Source organism: Bradyrhizobium sp. AUGA SZCCT0105, from assembly GCF_018129565.1.
Lineage (GTDB): Bacteria > Pseudomonadota > Alphaproteobacteria > Rhizobiales > Xanthobacteraceae > Bradyrhizobium.
Window position 1 is genome coordinate 84,113 of sequence record NZ_JAFCMK010000015.1, and the last position, 19,367, is coordinate 103,479.

At 64.6% G+C, this 19,367-nt stretch carries 22 protein-coding genes; 14 read left to right on the forward strand and 8 right to left on the reverse strand.

Going from position 1 to position 19,367, the window contains the following annotated elements:
• Nucleotides 1–121 precede the first annotated feature (121 nt).
• From JQ573_RS37350 to JQ573_RS37360, 3 genes are all read left to right on the forward strand, one after another.
• Nucleotides 122–646 carry a MarR family winged helix-turn-helix transcriptional regulator gene (locus tag JQ573_RS37350; RefSeq protein ID WP_212319893.1) on the forward strand — a complete coding sequence of 175 codons (525 nt, stop codon included), beginning with the start codon at nucleotides 122–124 and terminating at the stop codon, nucleotides 644–646.
• Between the two features lie 93 nt (nucleotides 647–739).
• On the forward strand, nucleotides 740–2,110 hold the full coding sequence (locus tag JQ573_RS37355) for a glutamate--cysteine ligase (protein ID WP_212319895.1): 1,371 nt from the start codon (nucleotides 740–742) through the stop codon (nucleotides 2,108–2,110).
• Between the two features lie 173 nt (nucleotides 2,111–2,283).
• Nucleotides 2,284–2,808, forward strand: coding sequence for a PAN domain-containing protein (locus tag JQ573_RS37360; RefSeq protein ID WP_212319897.1), 525 nt, complete (start codon nucleotides 2,284–2,286; stop codon nucleotides 2,806–2,808).
• Between the two features lie 146 nt (nucleotides 2,809–2,954).
• Here the strand turns inward: JQ573_RS37360 and JQ573_RS37365 are convergent, their stop codons facing one another.
• Nucleotides 2,955–4,322, reverse strand: a complete 1,368-nt coding sequence (locus JQ573_RS37365; RefSeq protein ID WP_212319899.1) for a HAMP domain-containing sensor histidine kinase — start codon at nucleotides 4,320–4,322, stop codon at nucleotides 2,955–2,957.
• Nucleotides 4,319–4,999 carry a response regulator transcription factor gene (locus JQ573_RS37370; RefSeq protein WP_212319901.1) on the reverse strand — a complete coding sequence of 227 codons (681 nt, stop codon included), beginning with the start codon at nucleotides 4,997–4,999 and terminating at the stop codon, nucleotides 4,319–4,321. The genes JQ573_RS37365 and JQ573_RS37370 overlap by 4 nt, the downstream gene beginning before the upstream one ends.
• A gap of 25 nt (nucleotides 5,000–5,024) precedes the next feature.
• Here JQ573_RS37370 and JQ573_RS37375 point away from each other — a divergent pair, with 25 nt between their 5' ends.
• Both JQ573_RS37375 and JQ573_RS37380 read left to right on the forward strand, forming a co-directional pair.
• Nucleotides 5,025–6,131, forward strand: coding sequence for a MipA/OmpV family protein (locus JQ573_RS37375; RefSeq protein WP_249132707.1), 1,107 nt, complete (start codon nucleotides 5,025–5,027; stop codon nucleotides 6,129–6,131).
• Nucleotides 6,132–6,281: 150 nt separating this feature from the next.
• Nucleotides 6,282–6,896, forward strand: coding sequence for a hypothetical protein (locus JQ573_RS37380; protein ID WP_312011737.1), 615 nt, complete (start codon nucleotides 6,282–6,284; stop codon nucleotides 6,894–6,896).
• 341 nt (nucleotides 6,897–7,237) lie between these two features.
• Here JQ573_RS37380 and JQ573_RS37385 read toward each other — a convergent pair whose 3' ends face one another.
• From JQ573_RS37385 to JQ573_RS37405, 5 genes are all read right to left on the reverse strand, one after another.
• On the reverse strand, nucleotides 7,238–7,804 hold the full coding sequence (locus JQ573_RS37385) for a nucleotidyltransferase family protein (RefSeq protein WP_212319905.1): 567 nt from the start codon (nucleotides 7,802–7,804) through the stop codon (nucleotides 7,238–7,240).
• A complete protein-coding gene (locus tag JQ573_RS37390; RefSeq protein ID WP_212319907.1) occupies nucleotides 7,801–8,148 on the reverse strand; it encodes an MmcQ/YjbR family DNA-binding protein in 348 nt (115 codons plus the stop codon). Before JQ573_RS37390 ends, JQ573_RS37385 begins: the two co-directional genes overlap by 4 nt.
• Nucleotides 8,149–8,266: 118 nt before the next feature.
• The gene (gene lepB, locus JQ573_RS37395; protein ID WP_207834863.1) at nucleotides 8,267–9,037 is read right to left on the reverse strand and encodes a signal peptidase I; all 771 of its coding nucleotides are present in this window, start codon (nucleotides 9,035–9,037) and stop codon (nucleotides 8,267–8,269) included.
• Nucleotides 9,037–10,461, reverse strand: a complete 1,425-nt coding sequence (tldD, locus tag JQ573_RS37400; RefSeq protein WP_212319909.1) for a metalloprotease TldD — start codon at nucleotides 10,459–10,461, stop codon at nucleotides 9,037–9,039. The genes lepB and tldD overlap by 1 nt, the downstream gene beginning before the upstream one ends.
• Before the next feature lie 257 nt (nucleotides 10,462–10,718).
• Entirely contained in the window at nucleotides 10,719–11,201 is a 483-nt protein-coding gene (locus JQ573_RS37405; RefSeq protein ID WP_212319911.1) for a helix-turn-helix domain-containing protein, read from the reverse strand.
• Between the two features lie 136 nt (nucleotides 11,202–11,337).
• Between JQ573_RS37405 and JQ573_RS37410 the strand changes: the two genes are divergently transcribed.
• From JQ573_RS37410 to JQ573_RS37420, 3 genes are read left to right on the forward strand one after another with little or no spacing between them, the layout of a single operon-like run.
• Nucleotides 11,338–11,730 carry a DoxX family protein gene (locus JQ573_RS37410; RefSeq protein WP_212319913.1) on the forward strand — a complete coding sequence of 131 codons (393 nt, stop codon included), beginning with the start codon at nucleotides 11,338–11,340 and terminating at the stop codon, nucleotides 11,728–11,730.
• Between the two features lie 10 nt (nucleotides 11,731–11,740).
• Nucleotides 11,741–12,244, forward strand: coding sequence for a DsrE family protein (locus JQ573_RS37415; RefSeq protein ID WP_212319915.1), 504 nt, complete (start codon nucleotides 11,741–11,743; stop codon nucleotides 12,242–12,244).
• A gap of 29 nt (nucleotides 12,245–12,273) precedes the next feature.
• Nucleotides 12,274–12,876, forward strand: coding sequence for a TlpA disulfide reductase family protein (locus JQ573_RS37420; RefSeq protein WP_249132708.1), 603 nt, complete (start codon nucleotides 12,274–12,276; stop codon nucleotides 12,874–12,876).
• 132 nt (nucleotides 12,877–13,008) lie between these two features.
• Here the strand turns inward: JQ573_RS37420 and JQ573_RS37425 are convergent, their stop codons facing one another.
• Nucleotides 13,009–13,536 (reverse strand): invasion associated locus B family protein, encoded by a 528-nt coding sequence (locus JQ573_RS37425; RefSeq protein WP_212319917.1) that lies wholly within the window; start codon nucleotides 13,534–13,536, stop codon nucleotides 13,009–13,011.
• Between the two features lie 487 nt (nucleotides 13,537–14,023).
• Between JQ573_RS37425 and coxB the strand changes: the two genes are divergently transcribed.
• The 6 genes from coxB to JQ573_RS37455 all read left to right on the forward strand — a co-directional run bounded on the left by coxB (nucleotide 14,024) and on the right by JQ573_RS37455 (nucleotide 19,361).
• A complete protein-coding gene (gene coxB, locus JQ573_RS37430) occupies nucleotides 14,024–14,863 on the forward strand; it encodes a cytochrome c oxidase subunit II (protein WP_097676655.1) in 840 nt (279 codons plus the stop codon).
• Nucleotides 14,864–14,944: 81 nt separating this feature from the next.
• A complete protein-coding gene (gene ctaD, locus JQ573_RS37435) occupies nucleotides 14,945–16,561 on the forward strand; it encodes a cytochrome c oxidase subunit I (protein ID WP_176528842.1) in 1,617 nt (538 codons plus the stop codon).
• 62 nt (nucleotides 16,562–16,623) lie between these two features.
• On the forward strand, nucleotides 16,624–17,562 hold the full coding sequence (locus JQ573_RS37440; protein WP_212319919.1) for a heme o synthase: 939 nt from the start codon (nucleotides 16,624–16,626) through the stop codon (nucleotides 17,560–17,562).
• A gap of 38 nt (nucleotides 17,563–17,600) precedes the next feature.
• Nucleotides 17,601–17,765, forward strand: coding sequence for a CoxF protein (locus JQ573_RS37445; protein WP_176528844.1), 165 nt, complete (start codon nucleotides 17,601–17,603; stop codon nucleotides 17,763–17,765).
• Nucleotides 17,766–17,770: 5 nt separating this feature from the next.
• Nucleotides 17,771–18,409 carry a cytochrome c oxidase assembly protein gene (locus tag JQ573_RS37450; RefSeq protein ID WP_212319961.1) on the forward strand — a complete coding sequence of 213 codons (639 nt, stop codon included), beginning with the start codon at nucleotides 17,771–17,773 and terminating at the stop codon, nucleotides 18,407–18,409.
• A gap of 55 nt (nucleotides 18,410–18,464) precedes the next feature.
• Complete coding sequence (locus JQ573_RS37455; protein ID WP_212319921.1) at nucleotides 18,465–19,361, forward strand: cytochrome c oxidase subunit 3; 897 nt, start codon at nucleotides 18,465–18,467, stop codon at nucleotides 19,359–19,361.
• Nucleotides 19,362–19,367 lie beyond the last annotated feature (6 nt).

The window sequence follows — 19,367 nt, forward strand, 5'->3', positions numbered from 1 at the left end:
CCTTCCCTTGTTCTTGGCGTCCGGAGAGGGATTGCCTACATGCACCTGCATGAAATAGTCAAGATTGATGCAGATGCATTCAGTGCGGTACACTCGGTTCCGGGACCATATGGGCTAGACGATGAAACGCAAGCTATCGAGCGAGGCGACGGCCGCCTGGATCCGCCTGATGCGGGTGCCGAGCCGGGTGCTGGACTGCGTCGAGCAGGATTTGAAGAAGGCCGGCTTCCCGCCGCTCGCCTGGTATGACGCCTTGCTCGAGCTGTCGCGCGCGCCGTCGGGCGAGCTGCGCCCGGTCGAGCTCGAGCGGCAGATGCTGATCCCGCAATATTCGACCTCGCGGCTGATCGACAAGCTGGTCGACGAAGGGCTAGCGGCCCGCCGCGAATGCAAGATCGACAAGCGCGGCCAGTTCGTCGAGATCACCGAGGCCGGTCGCGAGCTCCAGAAGAAGATGTGGAGCGCCTATTCCTCGGCGATCGACAAGCATGTCGGCTCGAAATTGTCCGATGCCGACGCGGCCAGGCTGTGCGGTCTGCTCGACCGTCTGGGCTGCTCCTGCGGTGACGCCAAAGGTGACACCAAGGTCGATGCAAAGAGCGATACCAAGGCCGCGCCGGCGCGAGACGGCGTACCTGCCCGATGATATTCCTGACCCCATCATCCGCGGCCGTTGTGGCCCACGGATGTCCCTGCCACCGCGCGCCTTCGATCGAAGCGCCCTTGAGTTGGATTTTCTATGGCGCGTGACCAGATCGACATGACGCCGCTGCAGTCGCGCGACGAGCTCGTGGCGTGGATTGAAGCCGGCGTGAAGCCCGAGTCCGAATTCCGGATCGGCACCGAGCACGAGAAGACCCCGTTCACGCTCGAGGGCCATCACCCCGTGCCCTATGAAGGCGCGAAGGGCATCGGCGCGCTGCTCGAGGGCATGAAGCTGTTGCTCGGCTGGGAGCCGATCATGGAGCGCGGCAACATCATCGGGCTCTATGACGTCACCGGCGGCGGCGCGATTTCGCTCGAGCCGGGCGGGCAGTTCGAATTGTCGGGCGCGCCGGTCGAGACCGTGCATCAGACCCAGTCGGAGCTGATGGCGCATCTGGCGCAGGTGCGGGAGATCGCGACCCCGCTCGGCATCGGCTTCCTCGGCCTCGGCATGACGCCGTCCTGGTCGCGGGCGCAGATCCCGGCGATGCCGAAGGGCCGCTACAAGATCATGAGAAATTACATGCCGAAGGTCGGCAAATACGGCCTCGACATGATGTTCCGGACCTGCACGGTGCAGACCAATCTCGACTTCTCCTCCGAAGCCGACATGGTGAAGAAGCTGCGGGTGTCGCTGGCGCTGCAGCCGATCGCGACCGCCTTGTTCGCCAACTCGCCCTTCACCGAAGGCAAGCCCAACGGTTTTCTGTCGTTCCGCTCCGAGATCTGGCGCGACACCGACAATGCGCGCTCTGGCATGATTCCGTTCGCATTCGAGGATGGCATGGGCTTCGAGCGCTATGTCGATTACGCGCTCGACGTTCCGATGTATTTCGTCAAGCGCGGCGAGGAATATATCGACGTCTCCGGCTCATCGTTCCGCGATTTCTTCGCCGGCAAGAATGCCGCCATCCCCGGCGAGCGTCCGACCCTGTCGGACTGGGCCAATCACCTGTCGACGATCTTCCCCGAGGTGCGGCTGAAGCGTTATCTTGAAATGCGCGGCGCCGACGGCGTGCCGTGGGGCCGGCTGCCGGCGCTGCCGGCGTTCTGGGTCGGGCTGCTCTACGACAATGACAGCCTCGATGCCGCCTGGGACATCGTCCGGCACTGGACCGCGCCGGAGCGGCAGGCGCTGCGCGACGACGTGCCGCGTTTCGGCTTCAAGGCGCGGATCAAGGACCGCTATCTGTTCGAGATCGCCAAGGAGTGCCTGATCCTGTCGCATGCCGGATTGCGGCGGCGTGGCCGGATCGATCATCTCGGACGCGACGAGAGCCGCTTCCTCGAACCGCTCGAGCGCATCATCGAGACCGGCCGCTCGCCGGCGGAGGAGATGCTCGAGAAGTTCAACGGTCCGTGGAAGGGCTCGGTGGAACCGGCCTATCAGGAGTACGCGTTCTAGTCCCCGCTCAGCCTGAATTCGGGTCCGCAACGCGCGCGGACGGCGGTGGTGTCGCACCCGCCGTTCATCAGCCGTACAGGTTCATGGCGTTCAAATGACGCCCCGTGGAGTGCGCGGGGCTGTGCGAATTTGAAAGCAATGTCATGGGGATAGGTCGCCTCTTTAGGGCGTGGATGGTGGTGTTTGCGGTTTTTGCGGCCGCTTTCGTCGCACGCCCGGCATTGGCGCAGACCAATTTCGACCGTCCCGGCGGCGACTACCTGAATGCGCCGGTGACATCAGGCGATCCCGCCGATTGCGCGCTCACCTGCGAGCGCGACCGCCGCTGCCGCGCCTGGAGCTTCAACTATCCGACCGACGCCAACAATGGCGCGGTGTGCTGGCTGAAGAACAGCGTGCCGGCGCGGGTGCAGGACGTCTGCTGCGTCTCCGGGGTGCGTGGCGCGGGCGTGGTCGAACCGCGCAACGGCGCCATCGAAACCTCGATCGACCGCCTCGGCGGCGACTACAAGAATTTCGAGCTGAAGAGCAGCGACGGTGACGAGGCCTGCCAGGCCGCCTGCACCGCCGACAACAAGTGCCGCGCCTGGACCTATGCCCGGCCCGGCTATGCCGGCCGCGACGCGCGTTGCTTCCTGAAGAAGGAGATCAAGCCGCCGCGCCGCAAGGCGGGGTTCACGTCGGGCGTGGTGCGGTAGCGCCACCGCGCATCGTCGGTGCGTGACCTGATCCGGGAAAAGGGGCGACGCCCTGGCAGGCGCTCGGGCTCCCGGATGCGTCGCTGGGTGTTGACCGGCCTCTGGACGCGATGATCGCCCATCCGATCCGCATCAACCGGCCGCTCTCAGGTTACCCCGGCCGCGCGCTGAATTGGCATGGCCAACGCGGCCTCCGGAAAGCGAAGGCAAGCGGTCGTTCCCTGTCCACGGTTCGACGCAATGACGAGCTCACCGCCATGTGAGGCCATGATCTCCTGCACGATCGACAGGCCGAGGCCGGCGCTGTTCCTGGCCGTGCCGCCGGTCTGGAATGGCTCGATCAGCTTGCGCTCCGAGCCCGGAGCGAGTCCGGCGCCGTCGTCGCTGATCGATACGCGGCCGCGGCTGAGGCTGGCCCTGATGCATCGGGCGCCCCGGGCGTGAATCAGTGCGTTGCCGACCAGGTTGGCCAGCGCGCTCCTGATAGCAGCTTCGACGCCCTGTACCGTGGTGGCCGGTTCGTCGCTGTGTTCCAGCGAGAGTTCGATCCCGGCGTCCAAAGCCGACGGGCTGAAATCTGCCAGCACGTCGCGCGTCACGGTCGCAAGGTCGATCGGCCGCTTTTCGAGCGTCCCGTTTTGCAGCCGCGCCAGGTCCAGCATGGCCGAAACAAGCGATGTCAGCCGGCGGACATCGTGAATCAGCTCCACCCGCAAGGCGGGATCGGCCACGTCCTCGACCCTTGCGCGCAGCAACGTCAGGGGGGTGCGGAGCTGATGGGCGGCGTTGCCCAGGAACCGGCGCTGCGTCCGGATGTAGGCGTGGATTTCATCAAACGCGCGGTTCAGCGCTGTCGCCAGCGGCTTCAGTTCTGCGGGGACCCGATCGAGCGAAATCGATCCCTGCGGCGCGGCCGGATCGATCGCGAGCGCAAGCTTCGTCACCCGTTCGATGCTGCGCGCCACGAAGCGCGCGGCGAGGAACACGCCGATCGCCACGATCAATACGTACCCCGCCGCGTAGAGGGAAATCTCCAACAGATTTTTCAGGATGAACCACATCGCGATCTGGTCAGGACGGACGTGGGCGTTTCCGATCATCATCACGAGTTCGGGGACGTGGCCGGTGTGCATGACGACCATGCAGAACGAACTTTTCTTGTCGAGCGACTTGAGCATGGAAAGACCGCTCGGCCCGACAAAGGGCAGCGAAACCGGAAGCTGTGGCCTGCGCTCGCGCCCGAATTCGCTTGTCATATCGCCGTAAGCCACGACGTACCACAGATCCGGACTTTGGGATTTCAGCTCTTCCAATCGGGCGGTGGGGCGGACTGTGACCCCGTCGCCGGGGTTGACCTCGGTGGCGCGACCAAGAACGTAGGCGGCCGCAAAGCAGCCGCTGCGTTCTGGCTCCTGCGCGATGAACAGCCAGAAGACGAGGCCGAGCGCGGCGAAGAAAATCACGGCGGCGGCCGTCCCGAGCGAGAGCGTCAATGTCCGCGCGATCGACGTCATCGGATATTTGCCATCCTCAGAATGTAGCCGATGCCGCGCATGCTGCGGATCTCGACGTTGCTGCCAAGTTCGGACAGCCTCTTGCGAAGCCGAGACACCTGCGACTCGAGCGTGTTGGATTCGATCTCGTCGTCGAATCCGTAGATGGCCTCGATCAGTGCCTCGCGGGCGATGACGCGGTCGCGTCGCATCAAGAGCGCCTCGAGGATCAAGGCCTCGCGGCGCCGGAGCAGGACCTTGTGGCCGGCGACGGTCGCCTCGTTGGTGCCGATCTTCAGTTCGACATTGCCGAACGAGAGCATTGACGACACGGATACGCGGGGCCGCCGCAGCACGGCCCGTGCTCTCGCGATGAACTCCTGCGGCTCGAAGGGCTTGCCCAGATAGTCGTCGGCGCCGCCGTTCAGCCCGTCGATCACGTCTTCCTTGGCGTCCTTGGCGGTCAGCATGATGATGGCCGGCCTGTCCGGCTGTCGGCTCAGCGTCGTGACGATATTGAGCGCATCGCCATCGGGCAGCATTCGGTCGACGATCGCCAGATCGTAGTTGAAACTGCTGAGCGCATGTCTCGCATCCGTAACGGATTCGACGATGTCGATAACGCCGCCGAGCTGTCCGAGCAGCCGGTCGAGATAGGCGGCGATTTGCGGTTCGTCTTCGATCACGAGAAAGCGCACAGACCTTCCCTCGCATGGTCGGCCGATGATCTTGCAGACGATTGTGTCGGCATCGCGCCAGCGATGGTTCAGCGCTCACAGCACCTATCGACAGTCCGCTTTGACGAGACAAGCCACGAATCTTTCGCGTCTTGCGCGCGCTCGCGGCGCGGCAATCTTCGGGCAATGTTCACAGGCCACCTACCCGCGACCATGCAGCAACCCTTCCCACAAGGCCCAGGTCAGAGGTTTTGAGCATTCCGCCATGCGAGAGTTCTCCCGTTCTTGCGCGGCGAAGGCCGCGCGTCGTGCCGTCGTTGCTGCTCTTCCTGCCGCATTCGGCGTTGTCGCGGCCTTTCCCGGTCAGGCTGCCGCGCAAACCGCGTTCACGTTGCCGGCTCCGCCTTTTTCAGTCCCTTTCCTGCCCTCGGTCTCGGGCAACTGGACTGTGATGATTGGCGCGAGCGGGGCGTCCAGACCGGACTTCGAGGGTACAAACCACAGCAAGTTCGCCCCGGTCCCGATTTTCGCGATCCGTCGCCCCGGCACCGTCGACCAGTTTCGCAGCCCGCGCGACAACGCAAGCATCGCGATCGTCGACTTCGGTGATTTTCGGGCCGGCCCCGTCGGCAAGTTCGTGACGTCGCGAAGAGCGAGCAGGTATTCCGAGCTCAACGGTCTTGCTGACGTCAGCGCGGCCTTCGAGCTCGGCGGATTCGTCGAATACTTTCCGGTCGACTGGTTTCGTGTGCGCAACGAGACGCGCCAGGGCCTTGGCGGGCACCACGGCATCGTTTCCGACTTCTCGGCGGACTTCATCGTGCCGGTGTTTGGTGGCTTCACCGTTTCCGCCGGACCGCGCTTCACGGTGGAGACTGCGAAGGCGGTCTCGCCCTATTTCAGCATCGATACCGTGCATGCGATGGCGACCGGGCTGCCGGTCTTTGACGCCAAAGGCGGGGCGCATTCGGCCGGCGTCGGCGCGCAGCTGTCGTATCGGATCAATCCGAAGTGGGAAGTTCATTCCTATGTCGAATATGATCGACTGCTCGGCGACGCCGCGAAGAGCCCGATCGTGACGGTCCGCGGCTCGGCAAATCAGACTACGTTCGGCGTCGGCGCCTCCTATTCATTCGACGTCAAGGTTCAATGAGTGCCCATGCGCCGCAGCGGTCGATGTGCGAGCTTCGCGGCGGTCGTTCTTGTCGCCGCAAATGTGGCCGGGTGCGCGACGTTTGCGACCAGCGACAGCAAGCTGCAGGCGGTCAAGACCGTCGGCATCATTTCGGCGGTCGGCGATCAAGTGACCGTCGCCAAGGGAGGGCTCACGGGCCTGGACAATGGCAGCAAAAGCTTCCCTATCGAGCCGTGGGGACTTGATGATCTGATCGTCCAGCAGGCGACGGCGGCGCTGGGCGGCCGCTTTCAGGTGCAGCCGGTCACCTACAGCCGTTCCGCCTTTGCCACGATCAAGGATTCCGTGTTCACGCCCGCCAACCTTGTTCGCGGCGATCCGTTCAAGCAGCTGGTTCGAACCGAAGTGTCTCCGCAAGGGCTCGATGCGTATATCGTCATCACCAAGGCGCAGGCGGTCTACGGTGGCGGCCACCGAAAGGTCGAAGGCGTCGGCTTCATCACTTACCGCACGGTGACGGAATCCTACAGCCAGATCTATGCGCTCTACGAAATCAGAGTGATCGACGGCAAGACGTTTGACGTCATCGACAAGAAGGCGGCCCAGCCGCTGGGCAATGCCGGGAATGTCCCGCTCGCCGGTCCGAGCCGGCCGGTCGACGGGAATTTTCCGATCAGCTCGGGCGATGGCAACGATGAGGGCCTGCACCGGGCGATTGTCGACCTCATTACGCGTAGCCTGCCGACGACGTTGGGCGACATGCATCTCGCGGCTGTCCGCTGATACCAATCAACAAGCTGGGAGAACTCCTTTGGAGACGTCGATGTTTGACCGGTACTGGTTCCTGCTGTCCATCTTGCTTGGCGTTGCCGTGATTTTCCTGGTGAGTCTGAGCTTGATCATCTACGCCTAGATCAGGCACGCAGCATCGCAAGGCGGGGTTCACGTCAGGCGTGGTGCGTTAGGGCCGCACATACATCGTCGTCCCTGCGAAAGCAGGGACCCATACTCCGCGGCGGACGTGGCGAATGGGACTTGTCATTTCAGGACCGCCCAACAACCTCCATCTGTGGTTATGAGTCCCTGCTCCCGTGCGCAATTGCGCACTAGGCAGGGACGACAGGCTACTCCGGCGCCAGCACCGTGACCTCCGGCCACAACGCCTTCCACCGCGCGGCCTTGTTCGCATAATTCGCCGCGGAAAAATTCGCGGTGAGGTTCGGCCGCACGATCATGCCGGCGACATCGTCGAAACCGTTCGGCGCATAGACGTCGCAAACATCGGTGCTGCGGCGGATACCGATCTGCGTGGTCGCGGTGAGGAAGCGATCGATGCCGTCGGTCGAGCGCGACAGCGCGGGGTAGGGCAGGCCGTGCTTGTCGGGATACCAGAGATGGACGCGGGCCTGGTTGCGCGCCTCGATCGCGACACCGAGATGACCAAGCCGCGCCTTGAGGTCGCGGATGACGACGTCTTCGGCCTCCCACGACGTATCCGGATCGAAATAGAAGATGTCGTAGTCGCCGATGCCGTGATCGATCGGCCGGCTGGTCAGCACATTCCACACGGTCTGCACCAGGCAGCCGGACACCAGCCAGGCGTCGGGCAGGGCAACGCGGTGCAGCTCGTCGGTTATCGCTTGATTGACCGGGTTGCGCAGCACAGCAGTGAGGAATTGGTCTTGCGTCACGATGGAACGGTCGCGTCGTAGTCCCTGACCGCTTTCTTCGATGCCAGCGTGCGCCAGTGCCGGCGCAGCAGCGGCTCGACGGTCGTGCGCTTGGCCTTCGACAGGCGGATCAGCACGATCGGATAGTCGTGGTAGTGATCAGTGAAGTAGAACGCCGTCGGCTGGCTCTCGACCAGCATGTCGCGCTCATCGGGCGGCACGCCGGGCACCACCAGGCTGTCGCCGTCTTCCTTGAGCCGCACCAGCATCTTCTTGCGCACCTTCAGCGCCGGCGTGCCGTAGGAAGAGCCGTCCTCGACCTCCGGCCACGCCAGTGCAATGCGCCTGATGTCGTCGAAGGTCACGGCAATCATCCCATAAAGAATGTAGCCCGGATGGAGCGAAGCGAAATCCGGGACATCTTGCCGAGCGAGAGATCCCGGATTGCGCTGCGCTCCATCCGGGCTACGGGTCCGTTAGAGCTTACTGCACCGAGGTGAAGAAGCGTGCGAGGCGGAAGCCGGAGAGCCAGGTCCAGACCGGTTGGCTGCGGATGCCCATGTCCCAGGAGCCGACCACGGCATCGGCGCGGCCGATCAGATTGTCGATCGGCAACAGGCCGACGCCGCCGTCGCGCACCGGGACGCGGCTGTCGGCGGAATTGTCCCTATTGTCGCCGAGCACGAACAGATTGCCTGGCGGCACCGTCACCTCGGCCGTGTTGTCGAGCCTGCCATTGTCGCGGATCTTGAAGATCGCGTGGCTGACGCCGTTCGGCAGCGTCTCGATATAGCGGTAGGCATCCTCGCCGCCGCCGCGATCGTCTTCGGCAAAGCCGGTGCCATCGGGCTTCAGTGCCGCTGGATGATCGTTGATGAAGAGCTGGCCCTGCCGCATCTGGATGCGATCGCCGGGCAGCCCGACCACGCGCTTGACCCAGGCCTGCGAGCGGTCGCCCGGCCAGCGGAACACGACGACGTCGCCGCGCTTCGGCGTCTCGCCGAACACCCGGCCGGTCTCCGGCAGCGTGATCTGGATCGGCAGCGACGCCGCGCCGTAGCCATAGGGGAATTTCGAGGCGACCAGCGCGTCGCCGATCAGCAGCGTCGGTTCCATCGAGCCCGACGGCACGTAGAACGGCTCGGCGATCGCGCCCTTGGCGAGGAACACGACGGCCACGATCGCCGCCAGTTGCACGGCCTGCCCGCGCCAGCTGGTCGGCTTGGCCGCCACGACTTCGTTTCCGCTGCTCACTAGCCCGTTCCTCCGACCGTAATCCGTTCCATCCGCAGCGTCGGCTGGCCGACGCCGACCGGCACACCCTGGCCGTTCTTGCCGCAGGTGCCGATTCCCGTATCCAGCGCAAGATCGTTGCCGATCATGGTGATCCTGTGGAGATCGGTCGGCCCATTGCCGATCAGCATGGCGCCCTTCAGCGGCGCGCCGAGCTTGCCGTTCTCGATCTTGTAGGCCTCGGTGCACTGGAACACGTATTTGCCCGAGGTGATGTCGACCTGGCCGCCGCCGAAATTGGCGGCATACATGCCGTTCTTCACCGAGGCGAGAATCTCCGCCGGGTCACGATCGCCCGACAGCATGTAGGTGTTGGTCATGCGCGGCATCGGCACATGGGCATAGCTCTGCCGCCTTCCGTTGCCGGTCGGCTTCATGCCCATCAGGCGGGCATTCTGGCGGTCCTGCATGTAGCCGACCAAAACGCCGTCCTCGATCAGCACGGTGCGGTTGGTCGGGGTGCCTTCGTCGTCGATCGACAGCGAGCCGCGGCGCGACGCCATGGTGCCGTCGTCGACCACTGTAACGCCCTTGGCCGCGACCTGCTGGCCCATCAGGCCGGCGAAAGCGGAGGTCTGCTTGCGGTTGAAGTCGCCCTCGAGCCCGTGACCGACGGCTTCATGCAGCATCACGCCGGGCCAGCCGGCGCCGAGCACGACGTCCATCTCGCCGGCGGGCGCGGGCACCGATTCGAGATTGACCAGCGCCTCGCGCAGCGCGCCGTCGGCGGCATCGCGCCAGGCCTTGGTCTCGATGAAGCGCGCATAGCCCTCGCGGCCGCCATAGCCCTTGCTGCCGCTCTCCTGCCGGTCGCCCTGACCGGCGACCACGGAAATGTTGACGCGCACCAGCGGGCGGATGTCGCGATAGCTCTCGCCGTCGGGCCGCAGGATTTCCACCACCTGCCAGGTCGCTGTGAGGCTGGCCGAGACCTGCCGCACCCGCGGGTCCTTGTCCCTGACATAGGCGTCGATCTCGCCGAGCAGCTTGACCTTGGCCTCGAACGCTGGGCCATCCAGCGGGTTCTCGTCGCCATAGAGCCTGACATTGGTGTGGGCCGGCGCCGCGGTGAAAGTCCCGGCATAGCCGCCGCGCACCGCCGCCACCGCGTCCGCTGCGCGAATCAGCGCCGGGATCGAGACGTCGGAGGAATGCGCATAGCCGACCGCGTCGTCCTTGACGGCACGCAGGCCGAAGCCCTGCGAGGTGTCGTAGGTCGCCTGTTTCAGTCGGCCGTTGTCGAACACCAGCGCCTCGGTCTGCCCGAACTCCAGGAACAACTCGCCGTCGTCGGCGCCTTCAAGTCCGCGGGACACCTCGCGGCGGACGGCATCGCGGTCCAGATTGGCGCGGTCGAGCAGGGAGGTGGTGGCAGGATTGGTCATGGTCACTCCGACGCAGTGCGATTCCTTAGGCGTTCCCTGTCATCCTTGCCTGAAGCGCAGCTGATTGCCAGTGCGGAACCCGCAGCAGGACTTTCGGGCGATTGAAGCAGAGACGAGCGGAAAACTCACCTTACAACCCGGAAACCTGTGCCGGTCCCGGTTCAGGCCTGGACGGCGATCGGCAAAGATAGTGTTTGGGGCGGCAAACCGGGAGTGCCTGCGGCTATGCGGTCGATCACGGCAGCCCCACGCGATCGTCACCTTGTCGTCATCACCCCGCGCCGATCCGCCTTCCGCGGCTGGCTTTCCGGCTCGTCGGCATCGCTCGATTGCGGTGCCGGCTTCGGCTGCGCGCCACCGGCGGCGCCCTGCGCCGAGGTCGGGAAACCATGCTCCTGCGCCCACCGGTACAGTTCATCGAACACCGGTTTGAGCGCCTTGGCTGACGGCGTCATCTCGTACTCAACCCGCGGCGGCACCTCGGGATAAACCGTGCGCTTGACTAGGCCGTTGGCCTCGAGATCGCGCAGCTGGGTGGTCAGCATGTGCTGGGTCACGCCGGGGATCGCCTGCCGCAATTCGCCGAACCGGCGCTTGCGCTCGACTAGTTGCCAGAGGATGTCGCCCTTCCATTTCCCGGCCAGCACCGACAGCGCCCGATGAAATTGCGCCGACAGGTCGCCATTGCACGGCTGGGGTGCCGCCGGAGGCTCGGCGGGCTCAATGGTCAGTTTTTTCATACTACCTCACAAAAAGCATCCTACTTGTTCTTTTCATCTTACTCCCGAATTTAGTGCATCGAAAGCCGTGGGCCGGTCACCGAAATGGGCGGGTGGCCGCGCGGTCCGGTCGATACGAACAATTGGGGAGCCATCAATGTCTGTTGCCGTTACCGCCGCGCCGTCGCGCTGGAAATCGGTCACCCTGTGGGTCGTCAGGGGGCTGCTCGCTCTGGCGTTTGCCGCTGCGGGCGCCGCCAAGCTCTATGGCGTGCCGATGCTGGTCGCGGAATTCGAGCATATCGGGCTCGGCCAGTGGTTCCGCTATTTCACCGGATCGCTCGAGCTGCTCGGTGCGGTCTTGATCCTGGTGCCCCCGGTCGCGGCCTTCGGCGGCCTGCTGCTGAGCTGCATCATGATCGGCGCCACCATCACGCATCTGTTCCTGATCGGTGGCTCGCCGGTGCCCGCCCTGGTGCTGCTGACGTTGAGCGCGATCGTCGCCTACGCCAAGCGCAGCCAGTTCGCCCTGGTCCCGAGCGCACCGTGAGGTGGGTGCGATGCGAGTCTCTCGCCGCATCCTGACGCTGGCCGCGGGGCTCGTACTGGCCTTCGCGGTGCCGTTCGCCGTGACATTGCTGCTCACCGGTTCGGTAGCGGCGGTCTCCAAGCCGGAGCTGAAGAAGGCGGAGCCGCGCGTGCACCATGTGGTCTTGCCGATCAACTCGGATGATCCGACCACGATGCGTGCGCTGATCTCGACCGCGCTCAACCTCCCGAAACACTATCGGGAGCGCAACGAGCCGTTCGAGATCGAGGTCGTTGCCTACAATGCCGGCGTCCACATGCTGCGCGCCGATACCTCGCCGGTGAAGGATTTGTTGCGGGTGGTGCGGGGGCTCACGCCGGACATCCGCTTCGTGGTCTGTGAAGCCACCAAGCTCGGCATGGAACGCGCCGAGGGACATCCGCTGGTCCTGCTCGACAATGTCGATCTGGTGCCGAACGGGCCCGGACGCATCATCGAATTGCAAGAAGCCGGCTGGTCCTACATCCGGTCCTGAGCGAACAAGCCCGAGCGGAGAACTCCAACATGACGTCAGTTCGCGTGCCCACCCGCCGCGCCTTCGTCGCCGGCATGATCGGCGCCGGCGCCGCGCTCGCGATGCCGGCAGCGCGGACGCGCGCAGCGTCTGGACCGCCGCCATTCGGCACCATCCGGCATCAGTTCACGCTGGTTCAAGGCGCCCGCCCGGTTCCGCCGGTGGCGATACCGGCGCTGGCCGGCGGCGCGATCGACCTCACTGCACTCAAAGGCAGGCTGTTGCTGGTGAACTTCTGGGCCACCTGGTGCGCCGCGTGCCGGACCGAGCTTCCGATGCTGGATCGCCTCGCCGCCAGCGGCCGCAGCGATCTCGTCGTCGTCGCTGTCAGCACCGATCGCAACCGCGCGCTGGTCGCGCCCTACGTCAGGCAGCTCAAGCTTCGTCACCTCACGATCGGCTTCGATCCCGGCGGTCTCGTCTCGCGCGTCGACGCCGCCCAGCTCGACACGCCGTTCGCGCTCTACGGCATGCCGATCTCATTCCTGATCGGCATCACCGGACAGGTCGAAGGCTACATGACGGGCGAGGCGGACTGGCTCTCCGCGGAGGCGAGCGGGTTGTTCGACTATTATGCGGGCGGTGGGCGGTGAGATGGCGTAGCCCGGATGAAGCGCAGCGAAACCCGGGACCGCTCCAATCGCGGATTGACTAGCCCCGGATTGCGCTGCGCTCCATCCGGGGCTACGTGCTGCTGTGCCTGTGACGCAGCAGGGTGAGTCACCCTACGGCAATTTGTCATAGCCCTCAGCCAGCCCGTTCAGGCTGAGCGGGAAACCGATGCCCTCTTCCGGGGTCTCGAAGATAATAAACGTCGCGGTCTTGGCGTTCTTGAGCTGGCCGAGCAGCTTGTCGTCCATCACGACCTCGGCGACGCAGCCATTGGGCAGGCAGCGGACAAAACCGGCGCGGCCGACGTCCTGGTTGTCGAGCTTCAGGCCGAGGCCGGAGGGCAGCAGCACGCCGAGTGGGGCGACCACGCGCATCAGTCGGCTCTTCTGGTCGGCGGTCTTCAGCACGATCACGGTCAGGCCGGCATTGGAGCGGTCTTCGGCTACCACGCTCTGGATCAGCGCGCATTGCTCGGCCTGGGCGCCCGGCGGGGTGTCGCAGCGGATCTGCCAGTCGCCATGGACCGAGCGTACCGCGCCCTGCGCGTTCGCCGGCTGGGTCAGGCCGAGAGAAAGGGCCAGAAACAGCAGGCCGCCGAGCCAGCCGGCCTTTCGTCCTGCCTGAATTTTCGAAGCGCCCATCCGGGGTCGATCCTTTGATTGTTCGGTCGGTCCGGCCGTCGAGGCCGCCGGGTAGCACGCATCAGTCGACTGATACCGCAATTGGGCGCCTTGAAGGCGATCTTGAAGCCATTCCCGCGCCGGATTGGGGCAGCTCGCAGCGAATCAGGTTCCTGCAGGCTATCCCGTCTGTGCCTACATCCGGCAATCCCCCTGTCAACAGTGCGCGGCGTTGTTTCGGCGACTTTCGCTTGATTTTGCGGGAAAAATCGCGAGCGGCAGCTTCATCGCACGCGCATGGCTTTCGGCCGTACTACTGCATTGCGAGCGCCTGCGAATTATGGTTTGAGAGGCTGGATTTCGACGCGTTCTAGCGATCTGGCTCCCGTACCCACCTTGACTCAGAGACGGGTATGTCCGGAAGGCCATTTGTCAGGGCGGATCGTGCTGTATCTCCGGTCAATTGCCGGCGGTGCGTTGGGGAATAATGCAAGGGAGCGCGAACGGCATGAAGATGTCGATTGGCCGGTTGGGCAGGCAATTGCTGGGGTTGGCGGTGGCGGGTGTGGCGTCAGTCGCCGCGGGATCGGCCTTCGCCGAAATGGGGCAGCCGGCGCCGTGGGAACACACGCTGCAGGAAGCTGCGACCCCGGTGATGGAAAACATCATCTGGTTTCACAATTTCCTGCTGGTGCTGATCACCGTCATCACCCTGTTCGTGCTGGCGCTGCTCGTCATCGTGGTGGTGAAGTTCAACGCCAAGGCCAACCCGGTCCCCTCCAAGACCACCCACAACACCCTGATCGAAGTGGCCTGGACGCTGATCCCGGTCCTGATTCTGGTCGGCATCGCGGTGCCGTCGTTCCGCCTGCTGTTTCTGGAGCTCGACGTGCCGAAGCCGGACCTCACCGTGAAGGTCACCGGCAAGCAGTGGTACTGGTCCTACGCCTACCCGGATAACGGCAAGTTCGAGTTCGACTCGCTGCTCGACAAGGACAAGCAGCCTCGCCTGCTCGGCGTCGACAACGAGATGGTGGTCCCGGTCAACAAGGTGGTGCGGATCCAGACCACCGGCGCCGATGTGATCCACTCCTTCGCGGTGCCGGCCTTCGGCGTGAAGATCGACTCGGTCCCCGGTCGCCTCAACGAGAGCTGGTTCAAGGCCACCAAGACCGGCGTGTTCTACGGCCAGTGCTCGGAACTGTGCGGCAAGGACCATGCCTTCATGCCGATCGCGGTGCGGGTCGTCAGCGACCAGGAGTTCGCGACCTGGGTTGAAGGGGCCAAGAAGAAGTTTGCGACCAACCCGGCGAATTCCTACGCCTCGGCTGGTCAGGCGGCGCAGTAAGCCTGACGGCTCACGGCGCGGACGGAATAAGGGCGACGGGACCGCAAGGTCCGAGAGGGACTGCAAGGCAGGATTTTGAACATGGCGACAGGCGCAGCGACACACGACGATCACGCCCATGATGATCACGCCCACCATCCGACCGGATGGCGGCGCTATCTCTACTCCACGAACCACAAGGACATCGGTACGATGTACCTTGTCTTTGCGGTGATCGCGGGCATCATCGGCGCTGCGATGTCGATCGCGATCCGTGCCGAGTTGATGTACCCGGGCGTCCAGATATTCCACGAAACCCACACTTATAACGTGTTCGTGACCTCGCACGGTCTGATCATGATCTTCTTCATGGTCATGCCGGCGATGATCGGCGGGTTCGGCAACTGGATGGTGCCGCTGATGATCGGCGCGCCGGACATGGCGTTCCCGCGCATGAACAACATCTCGTTCTGGCTGCTGCCGGCTTCGTTCGCGCTGCTGCTGCTCTCCACCTTCGTCGAGGGTGAGCCGGGCGCCAACGGCGTCGGTGCGGGCTGGACCATGTACGCGCCGCTGTCGACCTCGGGCCATCCCGGTCCGGCAGTCGATTTCGCGATCCTGTCGCTGCATCTGGCCGGTGCGTCGTCGATCCTCGGCGCCATCAACTTCATCACCACGATCTTCAACATGCGCGCGCCGGGCATGACCCTGCACAAGATGCCGCTGTTCGTTTGGTCGATCCTGGTGACCGTGTTCCTGCTGCTGTTGTCGCTGCCGGTGCTCGCCGGTGCGATCACCATGCTGCTGACCGACCGCAATTTCGGCACCGCCTTCTTTGCGGCTGACGGCGGCGGCGATCCCGTGCTGTTCCAGCACTTGTTCTGGTTCTTCGGCCACCCCGAAGTGTACATCCTGATCCTGCCCGCCTTCGGCATGGTCAGCCAGATCGTCTCCACCTTCTCGCGCAAGCCCGTGTTCGGCTATCTCGGCATGGCCTACGCCATGGTCGCGATCGGCGGCATCGGCTTCGTGGTGTGGGCGCACCACATGTACACCGTCGGCATGTCGTCGGCGACGCAGGCCTATTTCGTCGCCGCCACGATGGTGATCGCGGTGCCGACCGGCGTGAAGATCTTCTCGTGGATCGCCACGATGTGGGGCGGCTCGATCGAGTTCAAGGCGCCGATGATCTGGGCGATCGGCTTCATCTTCCTGTTCACCGTCGGCGGCGTCACTGGCGTCGTGCTGGCCAATGCCGGCGTCGACCGCGTGCTGCAGGACACCTATTACGTGGTGGCGCACTTCCACTACGTGCTGTCGCTCGGCGCCGTGTTCGGCATCTTCGCCGGCTGGTACTACTGGTTCCCGAAGATGTTCGGCTACATGTACTCGGAGCGGATCGCCAAGGCGCACTTCTGGTTCACCTTCATCGGCGTCAACCTGGTGTTCTTCCCGCAGCACTTCCTCGGCCTGTCGGGCATGCCGCGCCGCTACGTCGACTATCCGGATGCATTCGCCGGCTGGAACCTGATCTCCTCCTGGGGCTCCTACATCTCCGGCATCGGCGTCTTGATCTTCATCTACGGCGTGATCGATGCGTTCGTCCGCAAGGAGCAGGCCGCGAACAATCCGTGGGGTGCGGGTGCGACCACACTGGAGTGGACGCTGACCTCGCCGCCGCCGTTCCACCAGTTCGAAGTGCTGCCCCGCGTGCAGTAAGTCCAAGACAACGCGGCGCACCCTGGGTGCGCCGCGCCTTTTGAGAGAAGTGAGACCTGATCTTGTCGGTTGTCGATCACAACGCCATCGAGCTGCCCCGGATTTCCGAGGCCGAAGTGGGCGACTACATCGCGCTGTTGAAGCCGCGCGTGATGTCGCTGGTGATCTTCACCGCGCTGGTCGGGCTGATGATCGCCCCGGTGCATGTCCATCCGGTGCTGGCGTTCACCTCGATCCTCTGCATCGCGGTCGGCGCCGGCGCCTCCGGCGCGCTCAACATGGCCTATGAGAGCGACGTCGACGCCTTGATGTCGCGCACCGCCAACCGGCCGATCCCGCGCGGCCGGATCACCCCGGCCGAGGCGGCCGCCTTCGGCCTGACGCTCGCCTTCTTCTCGGTGATGACGCTCGGCATCCTGGTCAACTGGGTGGCGGGCGCGCTGCTTGCCTTCACCATCTTCTTCTATGCCGTGATCTACACGATGTTGCTGAAGCGCTGGACCGCGCAGAACATCGTGATCGGCGGTGCTGCCGGCGCGCTGCCGCCGGTGGTGGCATGGGCGGCCGCAACCGGCTCGCTTTCGGTCGAGCCGATTCTGCTGTTCCTGATCATCTTCTTCTGGACTCCGCCGCACTTCTGGGCGCTGGCGCTGTTCCGCAGCGACGACTATGCGCGCGCCGGCATCCCGATGCTGCCGGTGGTCGCCGGTCCCGACGCGACCCGGCTGCAGATCCTGCTCTACACCGTCGTACTGGTCGCGATCGCGCTGGCGCCGTGGCCGCTCGGCTATTTCGACGCGATCTACGGCGTCACTTCGCTGGTTCTCGGCGCCGGCATGCTGTGGCTCGCCATCGAGGTCTATCGCCGCCGTGAGGGCGTTGCAGCCAACCGCGCCACGCGCCGGCTGTTCGCCTTCTCGATCCTCTATCTGTTCGCGCTGTTTGCCGTCCTCCTCGCCGAGGTGGTGGTCCGCGCGATCCTGCCTGTCTTCATCGGGTAGGGACGCCGGGGGGCAAGATGGGGGCGCATGGGATACCAATGGACGAGAAACGCGAACCAGAAGGAATCGTCCTCACCGAGGCGCAGCTCAAGAGCCGCCGCCAGCGCTCGATCGCCATTGCGCTCGCGCTCGGCGTCATGGTCGTGCTGTTCTTCGCCGTCACCCTCGTCAAGGGGCCGGCCGTGCTGGTGCGGCCGCTGTGAGTGAGATGGCAAACCAGGGCGCACCGCAGGCTCCGCAAGGCGAGGGCGCCAAGGTCACGCGCCGCATGCTGACACGCGACGCCGTGGTCGCGTCGATCTGCGGCTTCGTGGTGGTGCTGATGGTCGGCGCGTCCTACGCGGCCGTGCCGTTCTACAACTGGTTCTGCCGCACCACCGGCTTCAACGGCACCACCCAGGTCGCGACCTCGGTGCCGACGGATGCGCCGCTCGCGCGCACCATTTCGGTCAGCTTCGATTCCAATGTCGCGCCGGGCCTGCCCTGGAAGTTCGAGGCCGAGCAGAACACGATCGACGTCAAGATCGGCCAGGTCGTCACGGTGTATTACACCGTGACCAACCAGTCGGCGCGCACCACGACCGGACAAGCCGCCTACAACGTCGCGCCGCTCACGGTCGGCGCCTATTTCCAGAAGATCAACTGCTTCTGCTTCACCGAACAGACCATGGCGCCGGGCGAGAAGCGCGAGATGGCCGTGGTGTTCTATGTCGATCCTGCGCTGGCCAGGGACAGCGAGAACGACACGCTGAAGACCATCACTTTGTCCTACACCTTCTTCCCCGTGCGCGATGCCGCGCCGAAGCCCGTGGCTGCGGGCGAGGCGGAGCAGCGCAAGGGCGGCTAGTTCTGGAATTTCAAGATTAAGACGTGCCTTGCGGCACGCGAATGGAGAGACGGCAATGGCTGAGGCGCAAGTCAAGCATCACGACTATCATCTCGTCGACCCGAGCCCGTGGCCGGTGGTCGGCTCGGTCTCGGCCTTCATCATGGCGCTCGGTGCGATCGGCTGGATGCACCACATGTTCTCCGCCGCGCCGATCGTGTTCGGCGTCGGCACCATCGGCGTGCTCTACACCATGGCGAGCTGGTGGGGCGACGTGATCAAGGAAGCCCAGTACAAGGGCGACCACACCCGCGTGGTGCAGATCAGCCACCGCTACGGCATGATCCTGTTCATCGCCTCCGAAGTGATGTTCTTCGTCGCCTGGTTCTGGGCGTTCTTCAATTCGGCGCTGTTCCCGGCCGATGCGGTGCATGCCACCCGCGATGCGGTGTTCGGCTGCGGCGCCGGCACGGCGATGGGGGCCTGCTCGGTCCCCGGCACGTGGCCGCCGCATGGCATCGAGACCTTCGATCCCTGGCATCTGCCGCTGCTCAACACGCTGCTGCTGCTGACCTCGGGCACCACCGTCACCTGGGCGCACCATGCGCTGCTGGAGAACGACCGCCAGGGCCTCAAGCAGGGCCTGATCCTCACCGTGATCCTCGGCGCCCTTTTCACCTGTGTGCAGGCCTATGAGTACGCCCATGCGACGTTCTCGTTCGGCGGCAACGTCTACGGCTCGACCTTCTTCATGGCGACCGGGTTCCACGGTTTCCACGTGCTGGTCGGCACCATCTTCCTGCTGGTCTGCCTGATCCGCGCTTATGCCGGCCACTTCACGCCGAAGCAGCACCTCGGCTTTGAGTTCGCCGCCTGGTACTGGCACTTCGTCGACGTGGTCTGGCTGTTCCTGTTCATCTGCATCTACGTCTGGGGCCACGGCGCTGAGTCCATGGCTCACGGCGCACACTAACCTCGC

Coding starts and splice junctions, on each gene's coding strand:
- tldD (WP_212319909.1), bottom strand. CDS start 10,461: ATGACCAATCCTGCCACCACCTCCCTGCTCGACCGCGCCAATCTGGAC.
- JQ573_RS37375 (WP_249132707.1), top strand. CDS start 5,025: ATGATCTTGCAGACGATTGTGTCGGCATCGCGCCAGCGATGGTTCAGC.
- JQ573_RS37350 (WP_212319893.1), top strand. CDS start 122: ATGAAACGCAAGCTATCGAGCGAGGCGACGGCCGCCTGGATCCGCCTG.
- JQ573_RS37410 (WP_212319913.1), top strand. CDS start 11,338: ATGTCTGTTGCCGTTACCGCCGCGCCGTCGCGCTGGAAATCGGTCACC.
- JQ573_RS37445 (WP_176528844.1), top strand. CDS start 17,601: ATGGACGAGAAACGCGAACCAGAAGGAATCGTCCTCACCGAGGCGCAG.
- JQ573_RS37450 (WP_212319961.1), top strand. CDS start 17,771: ATGGCAAACCAGGGCGCACCGCAGGCTCCGCAAGGCGAGGGCGCCAAG.
- JQ573_RS37420 (WP_249132708.1), top strand. CDS start 12,274: ATGACGTCAGTTCGCGTGCCCACCCGCCGCGCCTTCGTCGCCGGCATG.
- coxB (WP_097676655.1), top strand. CDS start 14,024: ATGAAGATGTCGATTGGCCGGTTGGGCAGGCAATTGCTGGGGTTGGCG.
- JQ573_RS37360 (WP_212319897.1), top strand. CDS start 2,284: ATGGTGGTGTTTGCGGTTTTTGCGGCCGCTTTCGTCGCACGCCCGGCA.
- JQ573_RS37415 (WP_212319915.1), top strand. CDS start 11,741: ATGCGAGTCTCTCGCCGCATCCTGACGCTGGCCGCGGGGCTCGTACTG.
- JQ573_RS37365 (WP_212319899.1), bottom strand. CDS start 4,322: ATGACGTCGATCGCGCGGACATTGACGCTCTCGCTCGGGACGGCCGCC.
- JQ573_RS37405 (WP_212319911.1), bottom strand. CDS start 11,201: ATGAAAAAACTGACCATTGAGCCCGCCGAGCCTCCGGCGGCACCCCAG.
- JQ573_RS37355 (WP_212319895.1), top strand. CDS start 740: ATGGCGCGTGACCAGATCGACATGACGCCGCTGCAGTCGCGCGACGAG.
- JQ573_RS37455 (WP_212319921.1), top strand. CDS start 18,465: ATGGCTGAGGCGCAAGTCAAGCATCACGACTATCATCTCGTCGACCCG.
- JQ573_RS37425 (WP_212319917.1), bottom strand. CDS start 13,536: ATGGGCGCTTCGAAAATTCAGGCAGGACGAAAGGCCGGCTGGCTCGGC.
- ctaD (WP_176528842.1), top strand. CDS start 14,945: ATGGCGACAGGCGCAGCGACACACGACGATCACGCCCATGATGATCAC.